Origin of the sequence: Amycolatopsis sp. NPDC049868 (genome assembly GCF_044461365.1) — a bacterium.
GTDB lineage: Bacteria > Actinomycetota > Actinomycetes > Mycobacteriales > Pseudonocardiaceae > Amycolatopsis.
Genome location: NZ_JBITKV010000017.1, coordinates 124,809 through 143,717 on the forward strand (window position 1 = coordinate 124,809; position 18,909 = coordinate 143,717).

Annotated in this window: 14 protein-coding genes and 2 pseudogenes; 12 read left to right on the top strand and 4 right to left on the bottom strand. The window is 65.8% G+C overall.

Annotated elements, in window-relative coordinates; all coding sequences use genetic code 11:
- The first annotated feature begins 4 nt into the window (after positions 1-4).
- The 7 genes from ACIBTM_RS41240 to ACIBTM_RS41270 are packed head-to-tail and all read left to right on the top strand — an operon-like array spanning position 5 to position 6,327.
- Positions 5-1,726, top strand: a complete 1,722-nt coding sequence (locus ACIBTM_RS41240; RefSeq protein WP_395882570.1) for an AMP-binding protein — start codon at positions 5-7, stop codon at positions 1,724-1,726.
- Positions 1,723-2,592 (top strand): ferritin-like domain-containing protein, encoded by an 870-nt coding sequence (locus ACIBTM_RS41245; protein WP_395882571.1) that lies wholly within the window; start codon positions 1,723-1,725, stop codon positions 2,590-2,592. The genes ACIBTM_RS41240 and ACIBTM_RS41245 overlap by 4 nt, the downstream gene beginning before the upstream one ends.
- Positions 2,589-3,119, top strand: coding sequence for a PaaI family thioesterase (locus tag ACIBTM_RS41250; protein WP_395882572.1), 531 nt, complete (start codon positions 2,589-2,591; stop codon positions 3,117-3,119). Before ACIBTM_RS41245 ends, ACIBTM_RS41250 begins: the two co-directional genes overlap by 4 nt.
- Positions 3,116-3,391, top strand: coding sequence for an acyl carrier protein (locus tag ACIBTM_RS41255; RefSeq protein WP_395882574.1), 276 nt, complete (start codon positions 3,116-3,118; stop codon positions 3,389-3,391). Before ACIBTM_RS41250 ends, ACIBTM_RS41255 begins: the two co-directional genes overlap by 4 nt.
- A complete protein-coding gene (locus tag ACIBTM_RS41260; RefSeq protein ID WP_395882575.1) occupies positions 3,388-4,257 on the top strand; it encodes an SAM-dependent methyltransferase in 870 nt (289 codons plus the stop codon). The genes ACIBTM_RS41255 and ACIBTM_RS41260 overlap by 4 nt, the downstream gene beginning before the upstream one ends.
- On the top strand, positions 4,254-5,111 hold the full coding sequence (locus tag ACIBTM_RS41265; protein WP_395882576.1) for an acyl-ACP desaturase: 858 nt from the start codon (positions 4,254-4,256) through the stop codon (positions 5,109-5,111). Before ACIBTM_RS41260 ends, ACIBTM_RS41265 begins: the two co-directional genes overlap by 4 nt.
- A gap of 16 nt (positions 5,112-5,127) precedes the next feature.
- Positions 5,128-6,327, top strand: a complete 1,200-nt coding sequence (locus ACIBTM_RS41270; RefSeq protein ID WP_395882577.1) for a cytochrome P450 — start codon at positions 5,128-5,130, stop codon at positions 6,325-6,327.
- Between the two features lie 155 nt (positions 6,328-6,482).
- Here ACIBTM_RS41270 and ACIBTM_RS41275 read toward each other — a convergent pair.
- A pseudogene (locus ACIBTM_RS41275) lies at positions 6,483-6,889 on the bottom strand (transposase); the annotation flags it as partial.
- Between the two features lie 212 nt (positions 6,890-7,101).
- Here ACIBTM_RS41275 and ACIBTM_RS41280 point away from each other — a divergent pair.
- Positions 7,102-8,655, top strand: a complete 1,554-nt coding sequence (locus ACIBTM_RS41280; RefSeq protein WP_395882578.1) for a recombinase family protein — start codon at positions 7,102-7,104, stop codon at positions 8,653-8,655.
- On the opposite strand, the gene ACIBTM_RS41285 is transcribed toward ACIBTM_RS41280, so the two are convergent.
- Positions 8,566-9,192: a DUF4145 domain-containing protein gene (locus ACIBTM_RS41285; RefSeq protein WP_395882579.1), complete on the bottom strand. Its 627-nt coding sequence runs from the start codon at positions 9,190-9,192 to the stop codon at positions 8,566-8,568. The genes ACIBTM_RS41280 and ACIBTM_RS41285 overlap by 90 nt on opposite strands.
- A gap of 293 nt (positions 9,193-9,485) precedes the next feature.
- On the opposite strand from ACIBTM_RS41285, the gene ACIBTM_RS41290 reads away from it, so the two are divergent.
- Positions 9,486-10,178 (top strand): hypothetical protein, encoded by a 693-nt coding sequence (locus ACIBTM_RS41290; RefSeq protein ID WP_395882580.1) that lies wholly within the window; start codon positions 9,486-9,488, stop codon positions 10,176-10,178.
- Positions 10,168-11,487, top strand: a complete 1,320-nt coding sequence (locus tag ACIBTM_RS41295) for a hypothetical protein (protein ID WP_395882581.1) — start codon at positions 10,168-10,170, stop codon at positions 11,485-11,487. The genes ACIBTM_RS41290 and ACIBTM_RS41295 overlap by 11 nt, the downstream gene beginning before the upstream one ends.
- Before the next feature lie 187 nt (positions 11,488-11,674).
- On the opposite strand, the gene ACIBTM_RS41300 is transcribed toward ACIBTM_RS41295, so the two are convergent.
- Entirely contained in the window at positions 11,675-15,718 is a 4,044-nt protein-coding gene (locus ACIBTM_RS41300) for a hypothetical protein (protein ID WP_395882582.1), read from the bottom strand.
- The gene (locus tag ACIBTM_RS41305) at positions 15,708-16,571 is read right to left on the bottom strand and encodes a hypothetical protein (protein WP_395882584.1); all 864 of its coding nucleotides are present in this window, start codon (positions 16,569-16,571) and stop codon (positions 15,708-15,710) included. Before ACIBTM_RS41305 ends, ACIBTM_RS41300 begins: the two co-directional genes overlap by 11 nt.
- Before the next feature lie 420 nt (positions 16,572-16,991).
- Here ACIBTM_RS41305 and ACIBTM_RS41310 point away from each other — a divergent pair, with 420 nt between their 5' ends.
- Together ACIBTM_RS41310 and ACIBTM_RS41315 are read left to right on the top strand one after the other, a co-directional pair.
- Positions 16,992-17,267, top strand: coding sequence for a DUF397 domain-containing protein (locus ACIBTM_RS41310; protein WP_125737599.1), 276 nt, complete (start codon positions 16,992-16,994; stop codon positions 17,265-17,267).
- A 601-nt stretch (positions 17,268-17,868) separates the two neighbouring features.
- Positions 17,869-18,470: pseudogene (locus ACIBTM_RS41315) on the top strand (recombinase family protein).
- Positions 18,471-18,909: the final 439 nt, after the last annotated feature.

The following is an 18,909-nucleotide window of genomic DNA, read 5'->3' on the forward strand; positions in this document are numbered from 1 at the left end:
ACCCATGCGAACCGCCCGGCTGGCCGGGCACACCCTTGGCGAAAGCCTTGCCCTGCTGGCGAAATCGACCCCCGAGGCGCACGCCAGGTTCCCCACCGCGGGTGACGGGATCACCGCCGCCGAACTGGACCTCGCCGCCACCGCCGCCGCGCACGAGTTCCTCCGCGCCGGGGTGCGCCCCGGCGACGTGGTCGGCGTGCTGGTGCCGACCGCGGCCCGCTTCTTCACCACGATCTTCGGCCTCTGGCGCGCCGGGGCCGCGGTGAGCGTGCTGCCGGTGCAGGCCGGATTCGCGGACGTGCCCAACACCGCGCGGCGGCTGGCGCGGATCGTGACCGCTGCGGGCATGCGCAACCTCGTGCTCGACCCCGGCTACGCCGAACTCGGCGAGGCGCTGCGGGAACTCGGCACCGGCGTGGCGCTGGTGCCGCCGCCGGACCCGCACGGCACCGGCGACGCGCACTCGCTGCCGACCGTCGAACCGGACTCGCTGGCCGTCGTGCAGTTCACCTCGGGCAGCACGAGCCTGCCCAAGGGCGTGATGCTGCCGCATGCCACGACCATGGCCGGACTGCGGGCCTGCGTGGTCTCCGGCGCGTTCAGCCCAGACGACGTGTTCCTCCAGTGGGTGCCGACCTTCCACGACATGGGACTGATCGGGCTCCAGTCGCACTGGCTGAACGGCGCGGACGTGCACGTCTTCGCGCCGACCACCTTCCTGCGGCGCCCGGAAGCGGTGCTGGCGCACTTCGCCGAGCACCGCGGCACCGTGATGACCGGCCCCAACTTCTCCTACGACTACCTCGTCGACCGCGTCCCCGCCGAGCGGCGGGCAGCCATGGACCTCTCCAGCTGGCGGCTGGCCTTCAACGGCGCGGAACCGGTCAGCGCGGCGACCGTCCGCCGGTTCGCCGAAGCCTTCGCGCCCGGCGGTGTGGACCCGTCGGTGATGTACCCGGTGTACGGGATGGCCGAAGCCACCCTGTCGATCAGCTACCCCAGCCCGGGTTCCCTCCCGCAGATCCGCGCGGTGGACCGCCAGGAGCTCAGCGGCACCGGCCTCGCGCGTCCGGTGCCCGAATCCGCAGGCGCGGCCAAGCCGGTGGTTTCGGTCGGCCGCGCGGTGCACGGCATCGAGCTGCGGGTGATGCGCGACGACGGCGCCGTCGCCGCCGACGGCGAACTGGGCGAAATCCAGATCACCGGCGAAGCGGTGACCACCGGCTACTTCCGGGACCCCGAAGCGACCGCCGCGGCGTTCGACTCCGGCTGGTTCCGCACCGGCGACCTCGGCTTCGAATTGGACGGCGAGCTGTACGTCACCGGGCGGCGCAAGGAGATGGTCGTGGTGCACGGCCAGAACTTCTTCCCCGACGACGTCGAGACCGTCGCCCGGACCGTGCCCGGGATCTACCGCGGCCGGTGCGTCGCCTTCGCTGACACCGACGACGAAGGCGGCGAACGGATCGGCGTGATCGTCGAGACCGCCGAAGACGCCGCCACGGTCAGCGAGGCGGTCCGTCGGCGGATCGCCGCCGAGGTGGACCTGCCGCGGGTGGCGGTCTACCCCGTCAAACCGCGCTGGATCCCGCGCACCACCAGCGGGAAATGGCAGCGGGTCCTGGCCGCGCGGCTCCTCGCCGAGGGCGCTGGGGGCACTGCGGGCGCCAAGGACCGGGCCGAAGTTTCCGAGACCGCACCCGACGCGCAAGGAGAACGAGTGTGAACACCAGGACGACTTCGCGGGCCGGCGTGCCCCTGCTCGCCGACGAGCAGATGCACAGTGCCCGCATCTTCGCCGAATACCAGCACGCCACCTGGGAAATGCACCACATCCCGTGGTCGGAGTTCACCCCGCAGGCGGTGCGACCCGAGCACGTGGTCTTCGCCAAGGGCGCGATCATCGGCGAGTCCAATGTGGTCGCCGCGACGCACGGGCTGCTCAACGAGTTCGGCATGGACTACGACTTCTCGCAGTTCACCTGCATCTGGGGCTACCAGGAGATCCAGCACCACCTCGCGTTCCAGACCTGGTTGCAGCTGGCGGGCCACAGCATCGAGCACCGCACCATCGCGTCGATGCGCGAGGCGTACCCGCCGGGCGTCACCCGGGCGGCGACCTTGGCCACCAACGTGATCTGCGAGGTGCTCGCCACCCACGCCTACAAGTGCGTGGCGCGCAGCATGGAAGAGCCGGTGCTGGCGGAGATCCTGCGCAAAGCGAGCGGCGACGAAGCCCGGCACGCGCGCGAATTCGTGTACTACACGGCGCAGCAGCTGGCCGAGCGGCCCGAAGAACTCGCTTCGGTGGTCGAGACCCTCTACATCTACATGGGCACCACCCGCGACCTGTACCGCCACCCGGTGAGCCGCTTCAAGGGCAACCTGCCCGAGCTGGAGGGCCACGAGACCATCGACGAGATGTTCGCCTACTTCGCCGAGGTCGACGAGGACGGCGCAGAGTGGGCGAAGTGCTGCGAGCAGCTGTTCAAGTACTTCTCCGCGATCACCGGGTACAAGCTGACGAAAATGGCCGACGTCCGGCGCGCGATCGCCGAGGAGTCGATCAAGGCCGAGGCGGCCGCGGTATGACCGTCGCGTCGTCTCTGCCGGGGGAGGAGATCGAATTCCCCTGGCACGCCGAACCGTCGTTCAACTGCTTCGGCTGCGCGCCGCGCAACCCGGTCGGCCTCAAACTGCGGATGCGGAAGCTGCCGAACGGCGAATTCGGTGCGGTGACAGTGTTCTCGCCGGACTATGCGTCCTACCCGGGGATCGTGCACGGCGGCATCGTGCACGTGCTGCTGGACGAGGTCATGGGCGACACTCTCGCGCTGGTGCACGGCATGCTCGCGTTCTCGGTGAGCCTGAGCAGCCGGATGCTGCTGCCGCTGCGCGTCGACGTGCCGTACACGACGGCCGCGCGGATCACCGGACAGGGCAACGGCGTGCTGCACACCGAAGCCGAGATCACCGGACCGGACGGCGAGGTGCACGTGATGGCGCGCGGCACCTTCCAGCCGATCCGCTCCGAACAGGCGAAGGACCTGATGGATCTGGACGAGGCCGCGTTCGGCCGCGTCAGCCACTATTTCGACCACGGAACAGGAGAATCATGAGCACCGACACGATCACCCGCGAGGAGATCGCGGCCGCGACCGCCGAGACCCTCGCCGGGGAGCTGAAGATCCCGGCCGCCGACATCGCCGCCGACGACGTCCTGCGGGACCTGCCCGGCGCGGACTCGATGAAGATGCTGCGTGTGGTGTCCAAACTGGAACGCCGGTGGGACGTCGAGTTCGAGGACGAGCAGATCTTCGCGGTCAAGACCGTCGACGAACTGGTCGAGCTGGTGCGGAAGGGCATCGGAGACGAGCTGGCGGGGTCATGACCGCGACGACCCCGCAGCAGGCGCGCGACGCGACGAACCAGCATTACGAGCTGCCGCCGGAGCTGTTCGCGCTCTATTTGGACCAGCGGTTGAAGTACAGCTCCGGGCTGTACGACGCCGAGCACACCGACCTTGACGACGCGCAGACGAACAAACTGCACTTCGTCGCGCGCGAACTCGGCCTGCGCGGCGGGGAGCGGCTGCTCGACATCGGCTGCGGCTGGGGAAGCCTGCTGCTGTTCATGGCACAGGAATACGACTGCCGCGTGACCGGTGTGACGCCGTCCGGACCGCAGGCGGACTTCATCCGGGCGCGCGCGGAGGAAATGGGCGTCTCCGAACTGGTCACGCTGGTGCCCGGGGCTTTCACCGGCGTTGAGGTCCCCGGGCCGTTCGACGCGGTGACCATGCTGGGCTCGATCGTGCACATGCCCGACCGGACCGACGTGCTGCGCAAGGTTCGCGGGCTGCTGCGGCGGAACGGGTCGCTGTACGTGTCGGAAAGCTGTTTCCGCGACCACGAGACCTATCGCGAGTTCTCCCGGCGGCCCGGCACCGTGCACGTCACCGACAGCATTTTCGGCTTCGCCGACATGGTGCCCGCGTCGGTGCTGGTGGAGGCGATGGAGGCGGCGGGGTTCAGCCTCGCCGGGCTGACCGACCTGACCGCGCACTACCACCGCACGATCGAGCAGTGGGAGGAACGCGTGCACGCCCGGCGCGAGCGCGTCGAAGAGGTCGCGCCCGGCATGAGCGAACCGCTGGTCCGATACCTGCAGACGGCGAACGCGGGCTGGGGCTACACCACCAAGCACTACGCGTTCACCGCGGTCAAATCGCGCATGGGCCCGACGGAGGTGCGATGAACCCGGCCGCGGAGCCCGGCATTCGTGCGGGACTGCCGCCGGAGGAGATGCGGCGGCTGGCCGGCTTCGCGGTCAGCCGTGCGGGCGCCCGGCAGTGGTCGGTCGACGATTTGGCATGGGACGCGCTGCGCCCGGAGGAGCTGACCGAGACCGACAGCTCGGTGGTCCGGTTCATCACCTTCATCGAGGACCACATTCCCGGGTACCTCACGTATTTCCTCGAAGCGTTCCCGGTCTCCGGCGGCGATCAGGCCATCGAGGAGTTCTGCTTCAACCGGGAGTACTTCCGGTTCCTGATCTCCTGGGCCAACGACGAGGAACGGCACGCCTCGGTGCTGACCAGGTACCAGATCGAGGCGGGCATCAGCGATCCGGACACGCTGATGCGGGAGCTGGCGCAGGAGGGGCGGAAGAAGTTCGCACTGCCCTATGAAACGCCGGTGCAGGCGTTCACCTACACGCTGGTGCAGGAGAAGGCGACGCAGCTGTTCTACCAGCGGTTCAAGGCGGTCGCCGCGGAGCCGGTGCTGCGCGATCTGCTGCACCGGCTGGCCCGTGACGAAGCCCGGCACTTCGCGTTCTACAGCGAACTCGTCGGCGCCTACATCGAGCGACACGGACTCGGCGCGACGGTGGCGGACCTGAAGGACGTGCTGGCCACGTTCCGGATGCCGCTGGCCGACACGCTCAAGGGCTATTGGCGGTGGTCGATGAAGGTCGCCGACGCCACGTCGTACGACCACACCGAGGCCTACGACGCGCTGGTGCGGCTGGTCACCGGCTTCGCCGGCGAGAGCGGCCGGGCCTCCGCCGCGGACCTGACCGAGTTCGTGCACCGGATCCGCGCCATCTGACCAGGGACGAGACGAGATGAGCACACTGTTCGACCCCCGTGACCCCGCGGTGCGCACCGATCCGTACCCGGTGTACCGGAAGCTGCGGGAGACCGATCCCGTACACCAGTCGGACTTCGGGTTCTGGGTGCTCTCGCGCTACGCCGACGTGAATGCCGTGCTGTCCGCGTCCGGCGTGTCCAGCGAGTTCTACCGGAGCCAGAGCTGGACCGAACGGCGGGGCGGCCCGGACAGCCCGCTGGTGACCAGCGTGCGAAGCTGGATGCTGATGCTGGACGGCCCCGCGCACCGGCGGATCCGCGCGGTGATCGGGAAAGTCTTCACCCGCGCCTCGGTAGACCGCCTCCGCCCGAGGGTGGCGGCGGAGACCAACCGCCTCCTCGACGCCGTCGGCGAGGGGCCCACAGACTTGATCGCCGACCTGGCCTTGCCGCTGCCGGTTACGGTCACCTGCGATTTGCTGGGTCTCCCGACGGAGCATCGGGACCAGTTCCGCCTGTGGACCGAACAGATCAGCCGGGTGATCGACCCGGCGATCACCGTCGAGGACTCGGCGGAGATGAACCGGGCGGAGACGGAGTTCCGGGAGTACGTCAAGGAGGAGCTGGACCGGCGCCGGGCCGAACCCCGGGAGGACATTCTGTCGCTGCTGGCCCACGCTGAGGTGGACGGCGTACGCCTGACTGACCACGAGATCATTGCGAACATCCTGTTTCTGTTCGTGGCCGGTCATGAGACTACGGTGAACCTGATCGGGAACGGGTTGCTCGCGCTCTTGCGCCACCCGGACCAGTTGAAGCTGCTGCGGTCGAATCCGGACTTGATCCCCGGTGCGATGGATGAGCTGACGAGGTACGACGCTCCGGTGCAGATCTTGTCGCGGCTGCTGGACGAGCCGGTGGGGCTTGGCGAGGCGGTGTTGCCGGCGGGGTCCAAGGTGATGTTGTTGTTCGGTGCGGCTTGTCGGGACCCGGAGCGGTATCCGGAACCGGATCGGTTGGATGTCACTCGGGGCGCGGTGAAGAATCTGGCGTTTAGTGGTGGGCCGCATTATTGCTTGGGCGCGGCGCTGGGGAAGATGGAAGCGGCGACGGTGTTGCGGGAATTCCTGGGGAGGTATCGGGGGATTGAGATGGTGAATGAGGGGGAGTTGCGCTGGCGGGGGAATGTGAGCTTTCGGGGGTTGGAGAGTTTTCCGTTGATGCTTAAGCGGTAGGGGTAGGGTGGGGTCCTGTCATGGTTTCCGTGTAAGCCACGGATGATTTCTTGCTGATTCCAGTGGAGTGGTAGTCGGTTAGTGCTTGTTTCCAGCCTCGGGTTCCGGTTCCCGATGGTCCGCCTCGGTTGCTGGTGATGTTGCGGAGTCCGAGGTATCGCGGCGGTGTCGCTGTCGAGATGGCCGCAGTTCGTGGTAATTTTCCGGAGTTGGAAGTTGATGTTCTCGATGAGGTTTGTCGTGTAGACGATCCGGCGGAGTTCGGGTGGGTAGTCGAGAAATGGCGTGAAGTCGTTCCAGGCGTGTCGCCAGAACTGGATCGCGGCGGAGTATTGTTTGCCGAAATCTTTGTCGAACTGGGTGAGTGCGATCTCGGCCGCTTCGAGTGTCGGTGCGGTGTAGATGTCCCGCATGGCGGCGGCGACTTTTTCCGGTCGCCGTAGGAGATCACGTGTACGACGCAGGTTTGGACCACGGTGTCGGGGAACGCGCCGCGGATCGCGCCGGGCAGGCCGTCGCAGCAGGCGATCAGGATGTCTTTCACGCCACGGTTGCGCAGGTCGGTTCGTCGAGCCGCTCGGCGGCCGGATCTGGCGGAGTACTTCGACATCGGGCAGTCGCGCTCAGTGCCTTGGGAGCGCAGGACCGAGGCATCCCGGTTGCTCGCCGAGCTGAAGAATCCGCGCCGGATGTGGAACGCCCTGGTCGTCGGCGAGGGCACCCGATGCTGGTTTGGCAACCAGTTCTCGCTAATCGCCCCGCGGTTCGCCGCCTATGGGGGTGGAGCTGTGGGTGCCGGAGCTCGGCGGGCGGTTTGATCCGCGGAACCCTTCGCACAAGATGCTGATGAGCGTGCTAGGCGGCATGAGCGAGTCGGAGCGGCAGCACGTTCAGGCTCGGGTGAGGGCAGCGATGGACGCGCAGGTCCTCAACGAGGGACGGCACCAGGGCGGCCGCACGCCGTACGGCTACGTGGTCGTAGACGGCGGACCTCATCCGAACCCGAGGAAGGCTGCGGAGGGGTTCCGTCTACGGGTGCTCGCGATCGACGAGCCTGCTGCCGAGGTCGTGCGGCGGATCTTCGCCGAGTACCTCGACGGGAAGGGCGACCGAGCGATCGCGAACGGGCTCAATCTCGATGGGATCCCGTGCCCTTCCGCTCGGCGGCCGGAGCAGAACCGGCATCGGCTCGCCGACGGATGGCAGGGCAGCACGACGCGATCGATTCTGGAGAACCCGCGCTACACCGGGTACGCCATCTTCGGTCGATGGGCGAAGCATGAGACGCTCCTGAACCCTGACGACGTAGGCGCTGGCCATGTGGTCCGGTTCCGGCGTGCGGCACCTGACCGCATCGTGCGCTCACGGCAGCCGGCGCATCCGAAGATCGTTTCGGTGGAGGACTTCACGCAGGCCCAGCTCATGCGCAGGTCACGGGCTGCTGGCGGACTGCGCGGTATCGCGAAGCTGGAGCGCGAGCGGCCCGCCGCCAAGCACACGTACCTGCTGAAAGGGCTAGTGCGCTGTGACATCTGCGCTCGGAGGATGCAGGGTGCGGTGATTCGTAAGGGCATCTACTACCGGTGCATCGCGCGGACGATGGCGCCGGGGTCGCCGGTGCTGGCCGATCATCCGAAGACGGTGAACCTTCGCGAGGACGTCGTGATCCCACCGCTCAATGCCTGGCTTTGCCAGGTCTTCGACCCGGACAACCGCGACGAGACCGTGGCCGCGATGGCCGGAGCCCAGCCGGGTGGGTCGGGAACGGGACGCGAGACCGTCGAGAAGCGGTTGAAGGCCGCAGAGGCACGGCTGCGGCGTCATCAGGCGGCGATCGAGGCTGGCGTGGATCCGGCAGCGCTCGTGGACGCGATGAACCTTGCTCAGGCGGAGCGCCAGGCGGCACGAGAGGAGCTGGAGAACCTGCCTGAGTCCGCCACGATCGACGCGGCGGAGGTGTACGCAATGCTGGACTCGCTGGGTGATGTCGAGCGGGCACTCAACTCGCGGAACCCGGACCGCATCACGCAGGTCTACCGGGATCTCGGGCTGCAAGTGCTCTATGACAACAAAAAAGAGGCGGTCGTAGTGACCGCCTCTCCACGTGTGGATAACGTGTGTGTCCGAGGGGGGACGCGGTCACAAATCCGTGGCAGATCTCCTAATTTCTGGGAGGTCATGTGTGGACGATACATGACCTCGAGACCGTTGCTCCACTCAGCAGCCGCGGAGGGCCTGTCACTGCTTGTCTTCGGTGGCCATGGGCGTCTTGCGTCGTTGTTGAAACGCAGTGAATTTCGCGGTCAGCTCAAACATGTAGTCCAATAGGGCCTCGCAGAGATCTAATGCGTCCTCGGCATCTTCTCGTGAGATCTGCGTTCCGGTGTAGTGTGCGCCTTGGTTGCCCAAGATCCGCAAGGCTTGTGCCCAGTCGAACAGGCGCTCATCGATCGCTCCGGATTCCTTCATCTCTCGAAGGCCCTCGAACAAGTTTCGCTTCTTGGTTCCCTTAACTGCGCACACACCTTCGAGGGTCCGGCGGACCATCACGCCGGCAGCGGTATATGCCTTGGCTTCGAAGCACAACCGCGCCTGTTCGTGTTCGTCGCGGAGTTCTCGCGGAACCGAGAGCCCGAGCCGCCGTCCGGGTGCCGGCCAGACGCGAGTTGGTTCGTCCCAGCCACCACCGTAGTCTTCGGATAGAAACAAGCTGGACTGTCCGCAGCTGGTGCAGCTGATCAACAAGCTCAGCAGCGGCGGTCCGTGCTCCGGGTCGTAGCCTTGGTGGCTTCCTTCGGTCTGACCCAGGACTGACTTCGAGCAGTGGGCACACACCATGGGGATGGCCTCAGGAATGAGCGACATGCACAGTTAGTCGCAAAGTCCGCTCCGCGGCGTTACAACGGTGCACGAATCATCGCAGGTAGGCGGCAACCGGGACGTGGATGAGTTCTGACTGTGGCACTGTGACCGATCGGAGCCCTTTCCGGCTCGATGTCGCGGGGCTTGACGCTCGGCTGGTGGAGGACCGCGGCCACCAGAGTATGGCGCGAGGGGCCGTGCGTGACCACCAGTTCTGTCGGTGCGAGCTCGTACCATGGGGCAGGCGAAAGCGAGGACCGCAGATGTTCGACTGCTCAGTGGACTACCCGACGGCAGTGGCCAGCTACGACGTCGAAGGCCTGGACGCGGCCATCGACTGGTCCTGTGACCACTTGCAAGACGACGACATCCTCACTGGTTGGACTCACCTGAAGTCAAATCTGCGCAACTGTGATCGGCTAGAACAGTTCGTAGCCCGGTATCGGAACGTCAAGCACGTGACGGGACGCGGCGGTGGATATGTCCGAGGTACCGGCCCGGTCTTGATGGCCTGGCCGGATATGGCCGACCTTGGTCAGCTGATCCAAGCTGGCGGCTATCACGTCCGAGCCCTCTGCGTCGTCACCTGGAACGCTGACGCGATCAGGCCCTGGGTTACGGCGGTCCGGCCCACCATCCTTGGCGACGACTCGCCATGGATGGAGTTGACTCCTGAGCTGGATGGCGTCGTACTCGAGGCTCTAAAGAGCATCACCCGCACGGTGAACCACAACAACACGATCTCGGCGGGGTTCGAGAAGGACCAGGTGGTGGGCACCCTGCTCGCCCTTCGCGACGCCGGCATTGCCATGGACGCCGAGGCTATCGAAGGCTGGTCGCTGGCCAACGGCTGGTCAGGCAAGAACCCGCAGCGGCTCGGCCAGTATGTGCGCGACATCAACGCCGGCAAACGCCCTCGCTGTCGCGCCATCCTTCGAGCTGACTACGCCGACTACCTACGTCGGCGCGCTGCTGGCGATGACGACTGACGCGCCTGCGTTCCCGGCCAGGGGCCGCGCGGCACTGGTACAAGTTCTCGCAGAATTAGAGATCAAGGACGAGCTCATGACGGTCTACACAGACTGGCTCAGGACTGACGGCTCACCTCAAGGAGCCATGGAGGCCCAGGCCGGGTTCCTTGATCGGGTCGCAGGATCGTACTGGGACCAGGTTCGCCACGTGATCAACGAATGGTGCTCTCACCTGCCAGCCAACTCGCGGCCAGGGTTGCGTAGTCGCCTACTGGACCGCAACGCCGATTCGAACGTCTACTCCGCGCTGTGGGAGCTGTATCTGCACGAGATGCTGCTCGGATCTGGGTACTCGGTGGAGATCGAGCAGCAAGTCGGCACTCGAGGACGGAAACCGGACTTCCTTGTCTCCCGAGGAGACGAGCAGTTCGTCGTCGAGGCGATCTGGACGGCTGAACGTATCGGTGACCCGCGGCACGGCAAACTAGCTGCTCAGTTACGTGACGCGATCGAGAAGAATATCCAGAGTCCTGACTTCGTCTTGTCCATGGCGATCGACAGAGTCGGGCCGGCTCTTCCGCCGCAGAAGCGATTGAAGTCCGAGCTGGGCCAGTTCTTGTCCGAACTGGACTACGGCAAAGTCGCCGCAGGAGGCGAGCGCCAACGAGCGCCGCGGTACACCTGGCGTGAAGCGGGATGGTCGGTCACTTTCGGCGCCATCCCGCGCGCCAAGCGCTCACGCAGCGGGCGGATCATCAGCATCTACCCAGCGATGAGCTTCTTCCGAGTCGACACTTCGCCGGTGCTCGACGCGGTCAAGAGGAAAGGCGGGAAGTACGGCAGGTTTGGAATCCCTTACGTCGTTGCCGTTGGTTGTGCGGGGGCGTTCGTCGAGGACGACGACATTGAGGCATCTCTGTACGGCAGCACGATCGAACGTGCCGATCGCGCAGGCATACCGACGTTCGAACGACAAGCAGATGGTTACTGGAAGCCAGGACGAGACGACGAGCATTCGATCGTCAGCGGAGTTCTCACCGTGGACAACCCTGCGCCATGGACCTGGACTAAGAAGAATCCCGCCCTGTGGATGAGCCCTCGTCAAGGGGCGCTCCCTGCGCCAGTCTTGCCGACATGGTCGACCGCCCGGGTTGACGGGGCCCTGATCGAACGTGAACCGGCAGCCGTCGCGCCTTACATCGCGCTGGGACTGGCTCAAGATTGGCCGGTTGGCGCTGCATTCGTTCGCGCCACGACGAGAAGCCGCACTGAGGTTAGTGGCCGACCTTCTGTGCACATCGGTCACCAGGGGCCTTCGAAGGCATGAGCCTAAGCTTTCCATAGAGCCATCGTTGGGTCGAAATGACTCTCGTTTGCGGAGGTTTCGTGCTCAATTCGCTAAACGAAGGGAGTATCTTCGGTACGTGACGATTTATGAGGCAATGCGCTGTTGTCTCAAAATTTAGAGTGAGCGACGTTGCTGTCATGGAAACGGCTCTGCTGGCGAGGGCGAGTCAGCGCCTCGCAGTGCGGTTAAATACAAGTACGTCCCATCCTGTCGTAATCATGAGCGCGCCGCCGGTGCTAAGCGCGACAGCTCCGATATCGCGGAAGTCGAAGGCGTTTAGTTCTTCACCGGTGGCGAGGTCCCAGACGCGTGCAGTGTTGTCGTTGCTGGCGGTGACAGCGACTGCGCGGCCCTCGATCGTGGCACAGGCTACTGCCTCGACGGATTTGGTGTGGCCGGTTAAGGTGGTGATTTCTTCACCAGTGGCGAGGTCCCAGACGCGTGCAGTGTTGTCGTTGCTGGCGGTGACAGCGACTGCGCGGCCCTCGATCGTGGCACAGGCCACCGCTTCAGGCCAGCCGGTGTGGCCGGTGAAGGTAGTGATTTCCTCGCCAGTGGCGAGGTCCCAGGCCCGCGCGACAGGTGTGCCGGCGGTGACGGCGATTGCGCGGCCCTCGATCGTGGCACAGGCCACCGCCCGCACGGAGCTGGTGTGGCCGGTGAAGGTGGTGATTTCTTCGGCAGTGGCGAGGTCCCAGACCCGAGCGGTCTTGTCGTTGCTGGCGGTGACGGCGACCGGCCGGCCGTCGAGCGTGGTGCAGGCCACCGCCCGCAGCGAGTCGGTGTGGCCGGTGAAGGTGGTGATTTCTTTGCCAGTGGCGAGGTCCCACACCCGCGCCGTTGTGTCGTCGCTGACGGTGATGGCGACCGAGCGGCCCCCGACGGTCGTGCTCGCCCCGGCGGCGATTCTGGCGGAGTGACCTAGCGCTGCGGGTGAATCACCCACGCTGGCAAAGAGACGCCAAACCCGTGACGTCTCGTCGATGCCCGCCGTGACGGCTATCGGGTGGCCTTCAAGGGTGGAGCAAGATACCGCCCGCACGGAGCTGGTGTGGCCGGTGAAGGTGGTGATTTCCTCGGCAGTGGCGAGGTCCCAGACCCGAGCAGTCTTGTCGCGGCCAGTGGTGACGGCGACCGGCCGGCCGTCGAGCGTGGTGCAGGCCACCGCTCGCAGTGAGTCGGTGTGGCCGGTGAAGGTGGTGATTTCTTCGGCAGTGGCGAGGTCCCAGACGCGTGCAGTGTTGTCGTTGCTGGCGGTGACGGCGACCGGCCGGTCATCGAGCGTGGTGCAGGCCACCGCCTCCAGCCAGTCGGTGTGGCCGGTGAAGGTGGTGATTTCCTCGCCAGTGGCGAGGTCCCAGACCCGAGCGGCAGCGCCGGCGGTGACGGCGATCGGGCGTCCCTTGAGCGTGGCGCAAGCCACCGCTTGCACAGAGCTCGTGTGGCCGGTTAATGCAAGAAGCTCCTCGCCGGTGGCGAGGTCCCAGACCCGAGCGGTCGCGTTGTTACCGGCCGTCACGGCGATCGGGCGTCCTTTGAGCGTGGTGCAGGCTACCGCTCGCAGTGAGTCGGTGTGGCCGGTGAAGGTGGTGATTTCTTCGCTAGTGGCGAGGTCCCAGACCCGAGCGGTGTTGTCCTCGCTGACCGTGACAGCGACTGCGCGTCCCCCGAGCGTGGTGCAGGCTACCGCTCGCAGTGAGTCGGTGTGGCCGGTGAAGGTGGTGATTTCTTCGCTAGTGGCGAGGTCCCAGACCCGAGCGGTGTTGTCCTCGCTGACCGTGACAGCGACTGCGCGTCCCCCGAGCGTGGTGCAAGCTGCCGCCATTATCGAGTTGGTGTGGCCGGTGAAGATTGCGTGAACGATGTGAGCAGCGTGCCGTCCAGTGGTCCAGCGTGGTCGCCACTCCAGTGATGCTGACAGCTCCTGGTGGAGGCGTGAAACACGGAAGCGCGCAGCATCGGTAGCAAGGACTTGGCGCCGACGACGGGGCGGTAAATGTCGGTGGCTATCGATCGAGCAGCGGTAGACCGCGGCGGCGAGGATACCCGGTTCCGTGTTTGTGCGATGCAGGGCCAGAAGGAGCGCAGCGGGCTCGGCGTACACAAGGTACTCAGCGTCGGCCACCAGGTTGTCGATTTGACCTGCGAGAGCAGCGTGGGTGGCGAGGTGTCGCAACGCATACGGGTGGGCGCGGGTCCAGTCGCGGCAGCCCCCAAATATGCGCGGCACCCGACTCAGTAGCACCTCGGTGATGGCTTCGTGCATCGCAGTCTCGTCAGCATGCTCACGGAGGTGGTCGGCCAAGGCATGATGGTAGAGCCGGTAGGTGGAACGGCCATCTTCGATGGCTTCGACGACATAGGAGCCTGCGTGCTTGCGTAGCCACAGCAAGTCCTCGTCGGTATAGGAAGTACCGGAGGCGCGGCAGGCCACGGCGGCCCAGATGTCTTCCCAAGGCAGGCCCTGGCCTTCGGCGTAAGCGAGGGGGCGGAGCAAGTCGCTGACGCGGGCAGCGTTGTGCCCGAGTCGGACTTCGAGGTCGTGACGCATCGCCTCGCCAGGCAGCCTGGGAAGGGTTCGGCGCCAGGCCGGATCATTTGGGTCGGCGACCCGTACGTGGGCGGCGAGGGTGGCGCTGGTGATTCGGGCGACCAGGAATGAAGGGTGCGCTGCTTCAGCAACGGCGTCCGCGACAGCGCGGAGCAGCGACGGTGGCGCATTGCGGTAAGGGCTGTGCGCGCTGGTATCCAACAAACCACGGCCGACGTACGTGGTGAGCGCTGCGAGGTCGGCGTAGCGATCGGCATCTAGATCGACCGTGTCCTCACGGCTAAAGCCCAGGCGCTCGAGTAGAAAGTCTCGGGTGCCGACGAGCAGTCGCAGTCGTCCGGCTGCGTGATCTGCCAGGGGCCGTAGCAGGCGGCGGACGAGATGGTCGGGATCAGTAGCTTCGTCGAGAGCGTCGATGAGCACGGTCAACGGTGTGCTGCGGTCATCGAGTTCTTCCAAAAGCTGGCCGGGGGTGCTGGCATTGGACTGCACGGCGGCGGCGATACCAGAGAGCATCTCTTCGCTGGTGAGGCCTTGAGCGTAGATCGCCACGTCCACCGCGTCCATGTCGGGTACAGCCGCGGCCGGAAGGCCGAGGCCGCCCAGGGGAACAGTGGCGCGCCGGTCAGGATGGGTGAGGGCGGCGATGAGACCGAGAACAGCAGTCTTGCCCGATCCCGGATTGCCAGTGACTACCTGCAGTGGCCGGGCAGCGTCAGGGTGGTGTAGCCAAGCGGTGATGTCCAGCAGTGCAGTGTGGCGACCGGTGAACCACCAGCCGCCGGTGCCATTGCTGGTGCCGCCCATGGCGCGGACCAACAACCGAGTACGGAGTTCGGTGTCACGTCGTTCGGCTTGGACCTCGAATTCGCTGGCGTGCTGGAGGGCGAGATCGATCTCGGTCATGCGCGGGTCGTGGCGTGGGTTGGGTAGGAATGGTGGTACCTCGCCGGTGAGTCCGGTGATGCTGTGCCCGATCGTCTGGTAACCGGGTTTGGCTACGCTGGTGTTCATCAACTTCACGAGCGAGTCCAGTGGCAGGGTCGCGGGGTTGTATCCAGCGGTAGGCAAGGCGCGGACCGCTTCGCGCAGCAGCCGTGGGAATGCGCCGGCTCCGGCCTGCTCGGTCGGCTGCGCGGAAGTGATGACGGCCAGGCCCGCCCCGTGGTCGTCACCCCAGGTGCGGGTCATCGTAGTGATCGCGGCGGCGGTGAGTTCGGCGACGCCGTGGCCCGAGTAGCAGGTGTCCAGCATCAGCAGCACCCGTCGGACCCGAGTCCTGAGCAACATGGCGCGTGCCAGGTCAGCAGTCGGTAGTGCGCCGGCGACGTCGTTCGGGTTGGTCTCGGAGGTCAGGAGCAGATGCTCGTGGGTCTCGTCGAGGACTTCGCCGTGTCCACCGATGTAGACGGCGACGATGTCGTCGGGTCGCCGCGCCGCGTCCAAGCAGAAATCCCGCAGCATTGCGGTCAGCTGGTCCTTGTGCGGGTCGAGTCCGAGGGAGCTGATGTGCTTGTAACCGAGGTCATCGGTGAACAGGCGGATGATCTGCTCACGGGCCTCGACGAGTTCGGTCCGGTCCCACTGGGGTGCCTTCGGGTAGTGCGCGACCGCTGCTGCAAGCAAATACCGGCGCGGCTCCTCTGGATCAATAGGCATACAAGCCTCCCGCGATCGCCGCCCCGGTGAGCTCGTCTGTCAGGTATGCGCCGACGGCATGGGCGTGGACACCGTTGTGCACAACCATGTTGATCACTCGTGGCCCGAATCGCGGGCGGAGGTCTTTCTCGAGCGCGACGACGTCACCGCAGTCGACCACGTTCGTCCACGCCAGGTCCTCAGAACCGGGCCAGGCGCCGAGCCCGCTGATGGGGGCCGGATCCAATCGATCGAAGATCAGCTTCTCGATGCCCAGCGGCGATCCCAATGTCACCAGCGCCCGCACTGAATGGCCCGGCATCGCCGCCAGGAGCTCATACGCCACCACCGATCCGAGGGAGTGAGCCAACACCACCCGGGTCTCCTCCGTGATCAGCTTGCCCACTGCCGCCCGAGCTGCCTCGCGCAGCTGCTGGTCCTGCAGGTAGAGGCGGACCTGCTTGAGGTCGGATACCATCGCCCGCAGCGCCAGACCGCCGAAAAACCGGGACCGAGACAACTGTCGCAGCGCCGCCTGAACCGATCCTGGCGCCCGCAGCAGCGTGTCCGCGTCCGGTGGTGCCACCTTCGGATCCACCCGCGCCGCCTCCCGCCACCACGCCAGGAGCAGGTCCTCTTCCAGACCGAGAGCGACGTCGTCGACGGTGAACATCGGGTCGCCGACGGCTAACCGTTCCCCTACCGGGCGGAACAGATCCCCGTAGAAGCCCATCACCACGTCGTCCGCGGTGGCGGCGCCCGCATGGCCAGCGCGAGTTAACCCGTCCAAGATAGCTGGCGTCCAGTCACGCAGCAGCGTCTGCTCCCCGGCAACCTGCTGCCCGATGCCGTGCACGCAAACGATCTGCCCCACACCGCCTCCCTCCGAGAGAGCACACGAGTCTAGGTGCGCTACGGCTGGTGATCGCCGGGTACGCTGCGCCCGTTCCACCAGTGCCTGTCGATCACTCGAATGGCTCAGCGGCTTGGAGGGGCGTGGGACGCAACGCCGAGCAATAAAGAGCCTAGTTGTAACCGGCCAAGGTCCTTGGAACGTGGCCGCCGTGGCAATCGGTTCCTGTGAAGCGATCATTCTGGCTGCATGTGCTCGCTTGTCATTGGGCTAGGTGAGGGTGAAGCCGGCTCGGCGGCCTCGGCAGGGTTGTTGTTCGTCTATGTTCTCTTCAACTCGTTCGCTGCCTGGACAGTCATCTCGGCGGGTTCTGTACGCCAAGGTCCCCAACCGTCGTCGCCGCCCTCGCCCGTCGATGCATGCGAGTTCTATGCTGCGGTAATGAGTGAGCAGTCGGTCGACGACAGGGCCGATATCCGGCAGCATCTTGACTTCACAAAGGCGGAATGGATCCGGGCTGAGCCGAAGGGCGCGACCGTCGACGACTGCATCGAGTACGCCTTCATCGGGCACACCGACGGCGTCACCTACACCGCCATGCGGGTGTCGACGGATCCGGACAGCGTCCTGGTCTTCACCCCCTCGGTGTGGCGCGAGTTCGTCGCGGGCGTCATCGACGGTGAGTTCGACCTGACCGAAGAAATCGCGAAGGCTTGAGCGTCAGCCGTTCTCAGTGACGTCCGGTTCACCCATGCCTTGGTTGAACGCCCCTGCGAACTAGGTCGCGAGCGTGCTCGGAGAGCAGGGCACCCATCCGGGAGGCCGGGTGGCGTTGTCTGGTCCTAACCGCTCCGCAAGGGCATCCCTGGGGCTGAGTCGCTGTCGTCGGTCTGTTTGGGCGGTGCACTGCTGGCTTTCGTCATGGGGCAGGACGCGGTGCGGTCCCGGCTTGGGGCAGGTGGAAGGGGTCGGGATGGGCACGTTGAGTGGGGCGGAGTTTGTGCAGGCTGTGGCTGCTCGTCGCCGTGGTTCGCCGCTAGGTCTGGTGGTCCGGTGGAGTTGGACAGTCCGGTTCACCTGGCGTTGGTGACGTTGCTGGGTGGGCACGCGCAGCGGGAGGTGGCGCGGGCTCGTCATCGGGTGTTGGCGGCGATGAGTACCCAGACACGGTTACAGGGTCGTTTTCTGGGTGGGCGCCCACCGTATGGGTATCGGTTGGCCGATGGCGGGCGCCATCCGAACGCTATTCATGCGCGGTGGGGGCTGGCGGCTGCACGTGCTGGAGCCGGATCCGGGTACCGCGCCATGGGTGCGGTGGATGTTCGCCGAGCGGGCTCGGGGCCGGTCTGTGGCGTCTCTGGTGCGCGAGCTGAATGACCAGGGCGTTCCCTGTCCATCGAGCGCTGATCCGGCGCGGAACTCACACCGGCTGGGAGCGGGATGGATCGTGCGGACGGTCGGAATCCGCGGTACACCGGACGCCAGGTGTGGAACCGTCAAACCACGACGGGCTACGGTGCCGGTGGACGCCGTGGCGGGCGAGGTTCGGGGGTCGTGCGCCGGAATACGGTGCGAGCGTGGAAGGTGTCCGAGCACCTGGCCCACGCTCCTTTGGTCGACGATGCCGTGTTCGTTGCTGTTCAGCGGATACGCGCCGACCGGCGGACCAAGACGGCGGCACGCGCAAATATGCGCTGGCAGGACTGGTGGCCTGCAGGGTGTGTGGCCGTCGGATGGACGCGCATTGGGTTCATAGGCGTGCGGGTATCGATGTCGTCACGGTTACACCACTGCCACCCCGCGGCCGGCTCACGCAGCTCGCAATGTCTATGCCCGAGAAGATCACCTTCTGGAGACATTGGCCGGTCTGCCTCCCCAGGGTGGACAGGCCGACGATCACAGGTCGGGCGACATCGGTGAAGACCTTCGCTGTCAAGGATTGGAGCTGGTCTGCGGTCATGAAAGCCGAGAACTCCGGCCAATCGCGGCACAAAAGGTCGTCAGGCTAGTCTCATCCGGCCAAATGCCCTTTGCTTTCGAAGAACGTCCGAACTCTAGCGACGTACCGAAGCTTCAGAGTAGCCCCGAGGCGTCGCTGTCCTCGGGCTCGACGCCCAGGCGTTGATATAAAGTTGTCCCACGAAATATCGTGGGATAAAAGAGTGTCCGAGGACGTGATCACAGATCCTTGGCAGATCCCCCAATTTCTGGGAGGTCATGCGTGTACTGTAGCAGATGCGTTGCTCTGCCTCGACCGGGGATGTCCCACGGTTGCTGCGATATAGACGAATTCCGTTGCGTTCTGGGTGTCGACATGGGGTCCTCGTCCGTTCAGTCGGTGCGAGTTCTAATTCTTGAT

Excerpts from the sequence above, each read along its gene's own strand:
- ACIBTM_RS41260 (WP_395882575.1), top strand. The coding sequence starts at position 3,388 with ATGACCGCGACGACCCCGCAGCAGGCGCGCGACGCGACGAACCAGCAT.
- ACIBTM_RS41250 (WP_395882572.1), top strand. The coding sequence starts at position 2,589 with ATGACCGTCGCGTCGTCTCTGCCGGGGGAGGAGATCGAATTCCCCTGG.
- ACIBTM_RS41280 (WP_395882578.1), top strand. The coding sequence starts at position 7,102 with ATGGGGGTGGAGCTGTGGGTGCCGGAGCTCGGCGGGCGGTTTGATCCG.
- ACIBTM_RS41270 (WP_395882577.1), top strand. The coding sequence starts at position 5,128 with ATGAGCACACTGTTCGACCCCCGTGACCCCGCGGTGCGCACCGATCCG.
- ACIBTM_RS41295 (WP_395882581.1), top strand. The coding sequence starts at position 10,168 with ATGACGACTGACGCGCCTGCGTTCCCGGCCAGGGGCCGCGCGGCACTG.
- ACIBTM_RS41285 (WP_395882579.1), bottom strand. The coding sequence starts at position 9,192 with ATGTCGCTCATTCCTGAGGCCATCCCCATGGTGTGTGCCCACTGCTCG.
- ACIBTM_RS41255 (WP_395882574.1), top strand. The coding sequence starts at position 3,116 with ATGAGCACCGACACGATCACCCGCGAGGAGATCGCGGCCGCGACCGCC.
- ACIBTM_RS41240 (WP_395882570.1), top strand. The coding sequence starts at position 5 with ATGCGAACCGCCCGGCTGGCCGGGCACACCCTTGGCGAAAGCCTTGCC.
- ACIBTM_RS41310 (WP_125737599.1), top strand. The coding sequence starts at position 16,992 with ATGAGTGAGCAGTCGGTCGACGACAGGGCCGATATCCGGCAGCATCTT.
- ACIBTM_RS41265 (WP_395882576.1), top strand. The coding sequence starts at position 4,254 with ATGAACCCGGCCGCGGAGCCCGGCATTCGTGCGGGACTGCCGCCGGAG.
- ACIBTM_RS41300 (WP_395882582.1), bottom strand. The coding sequence starts at position 15,718 with ATGCCTATTGATCCAGAGGAGCCGCGCCGGTATTTGCTTGCAGCAGCG.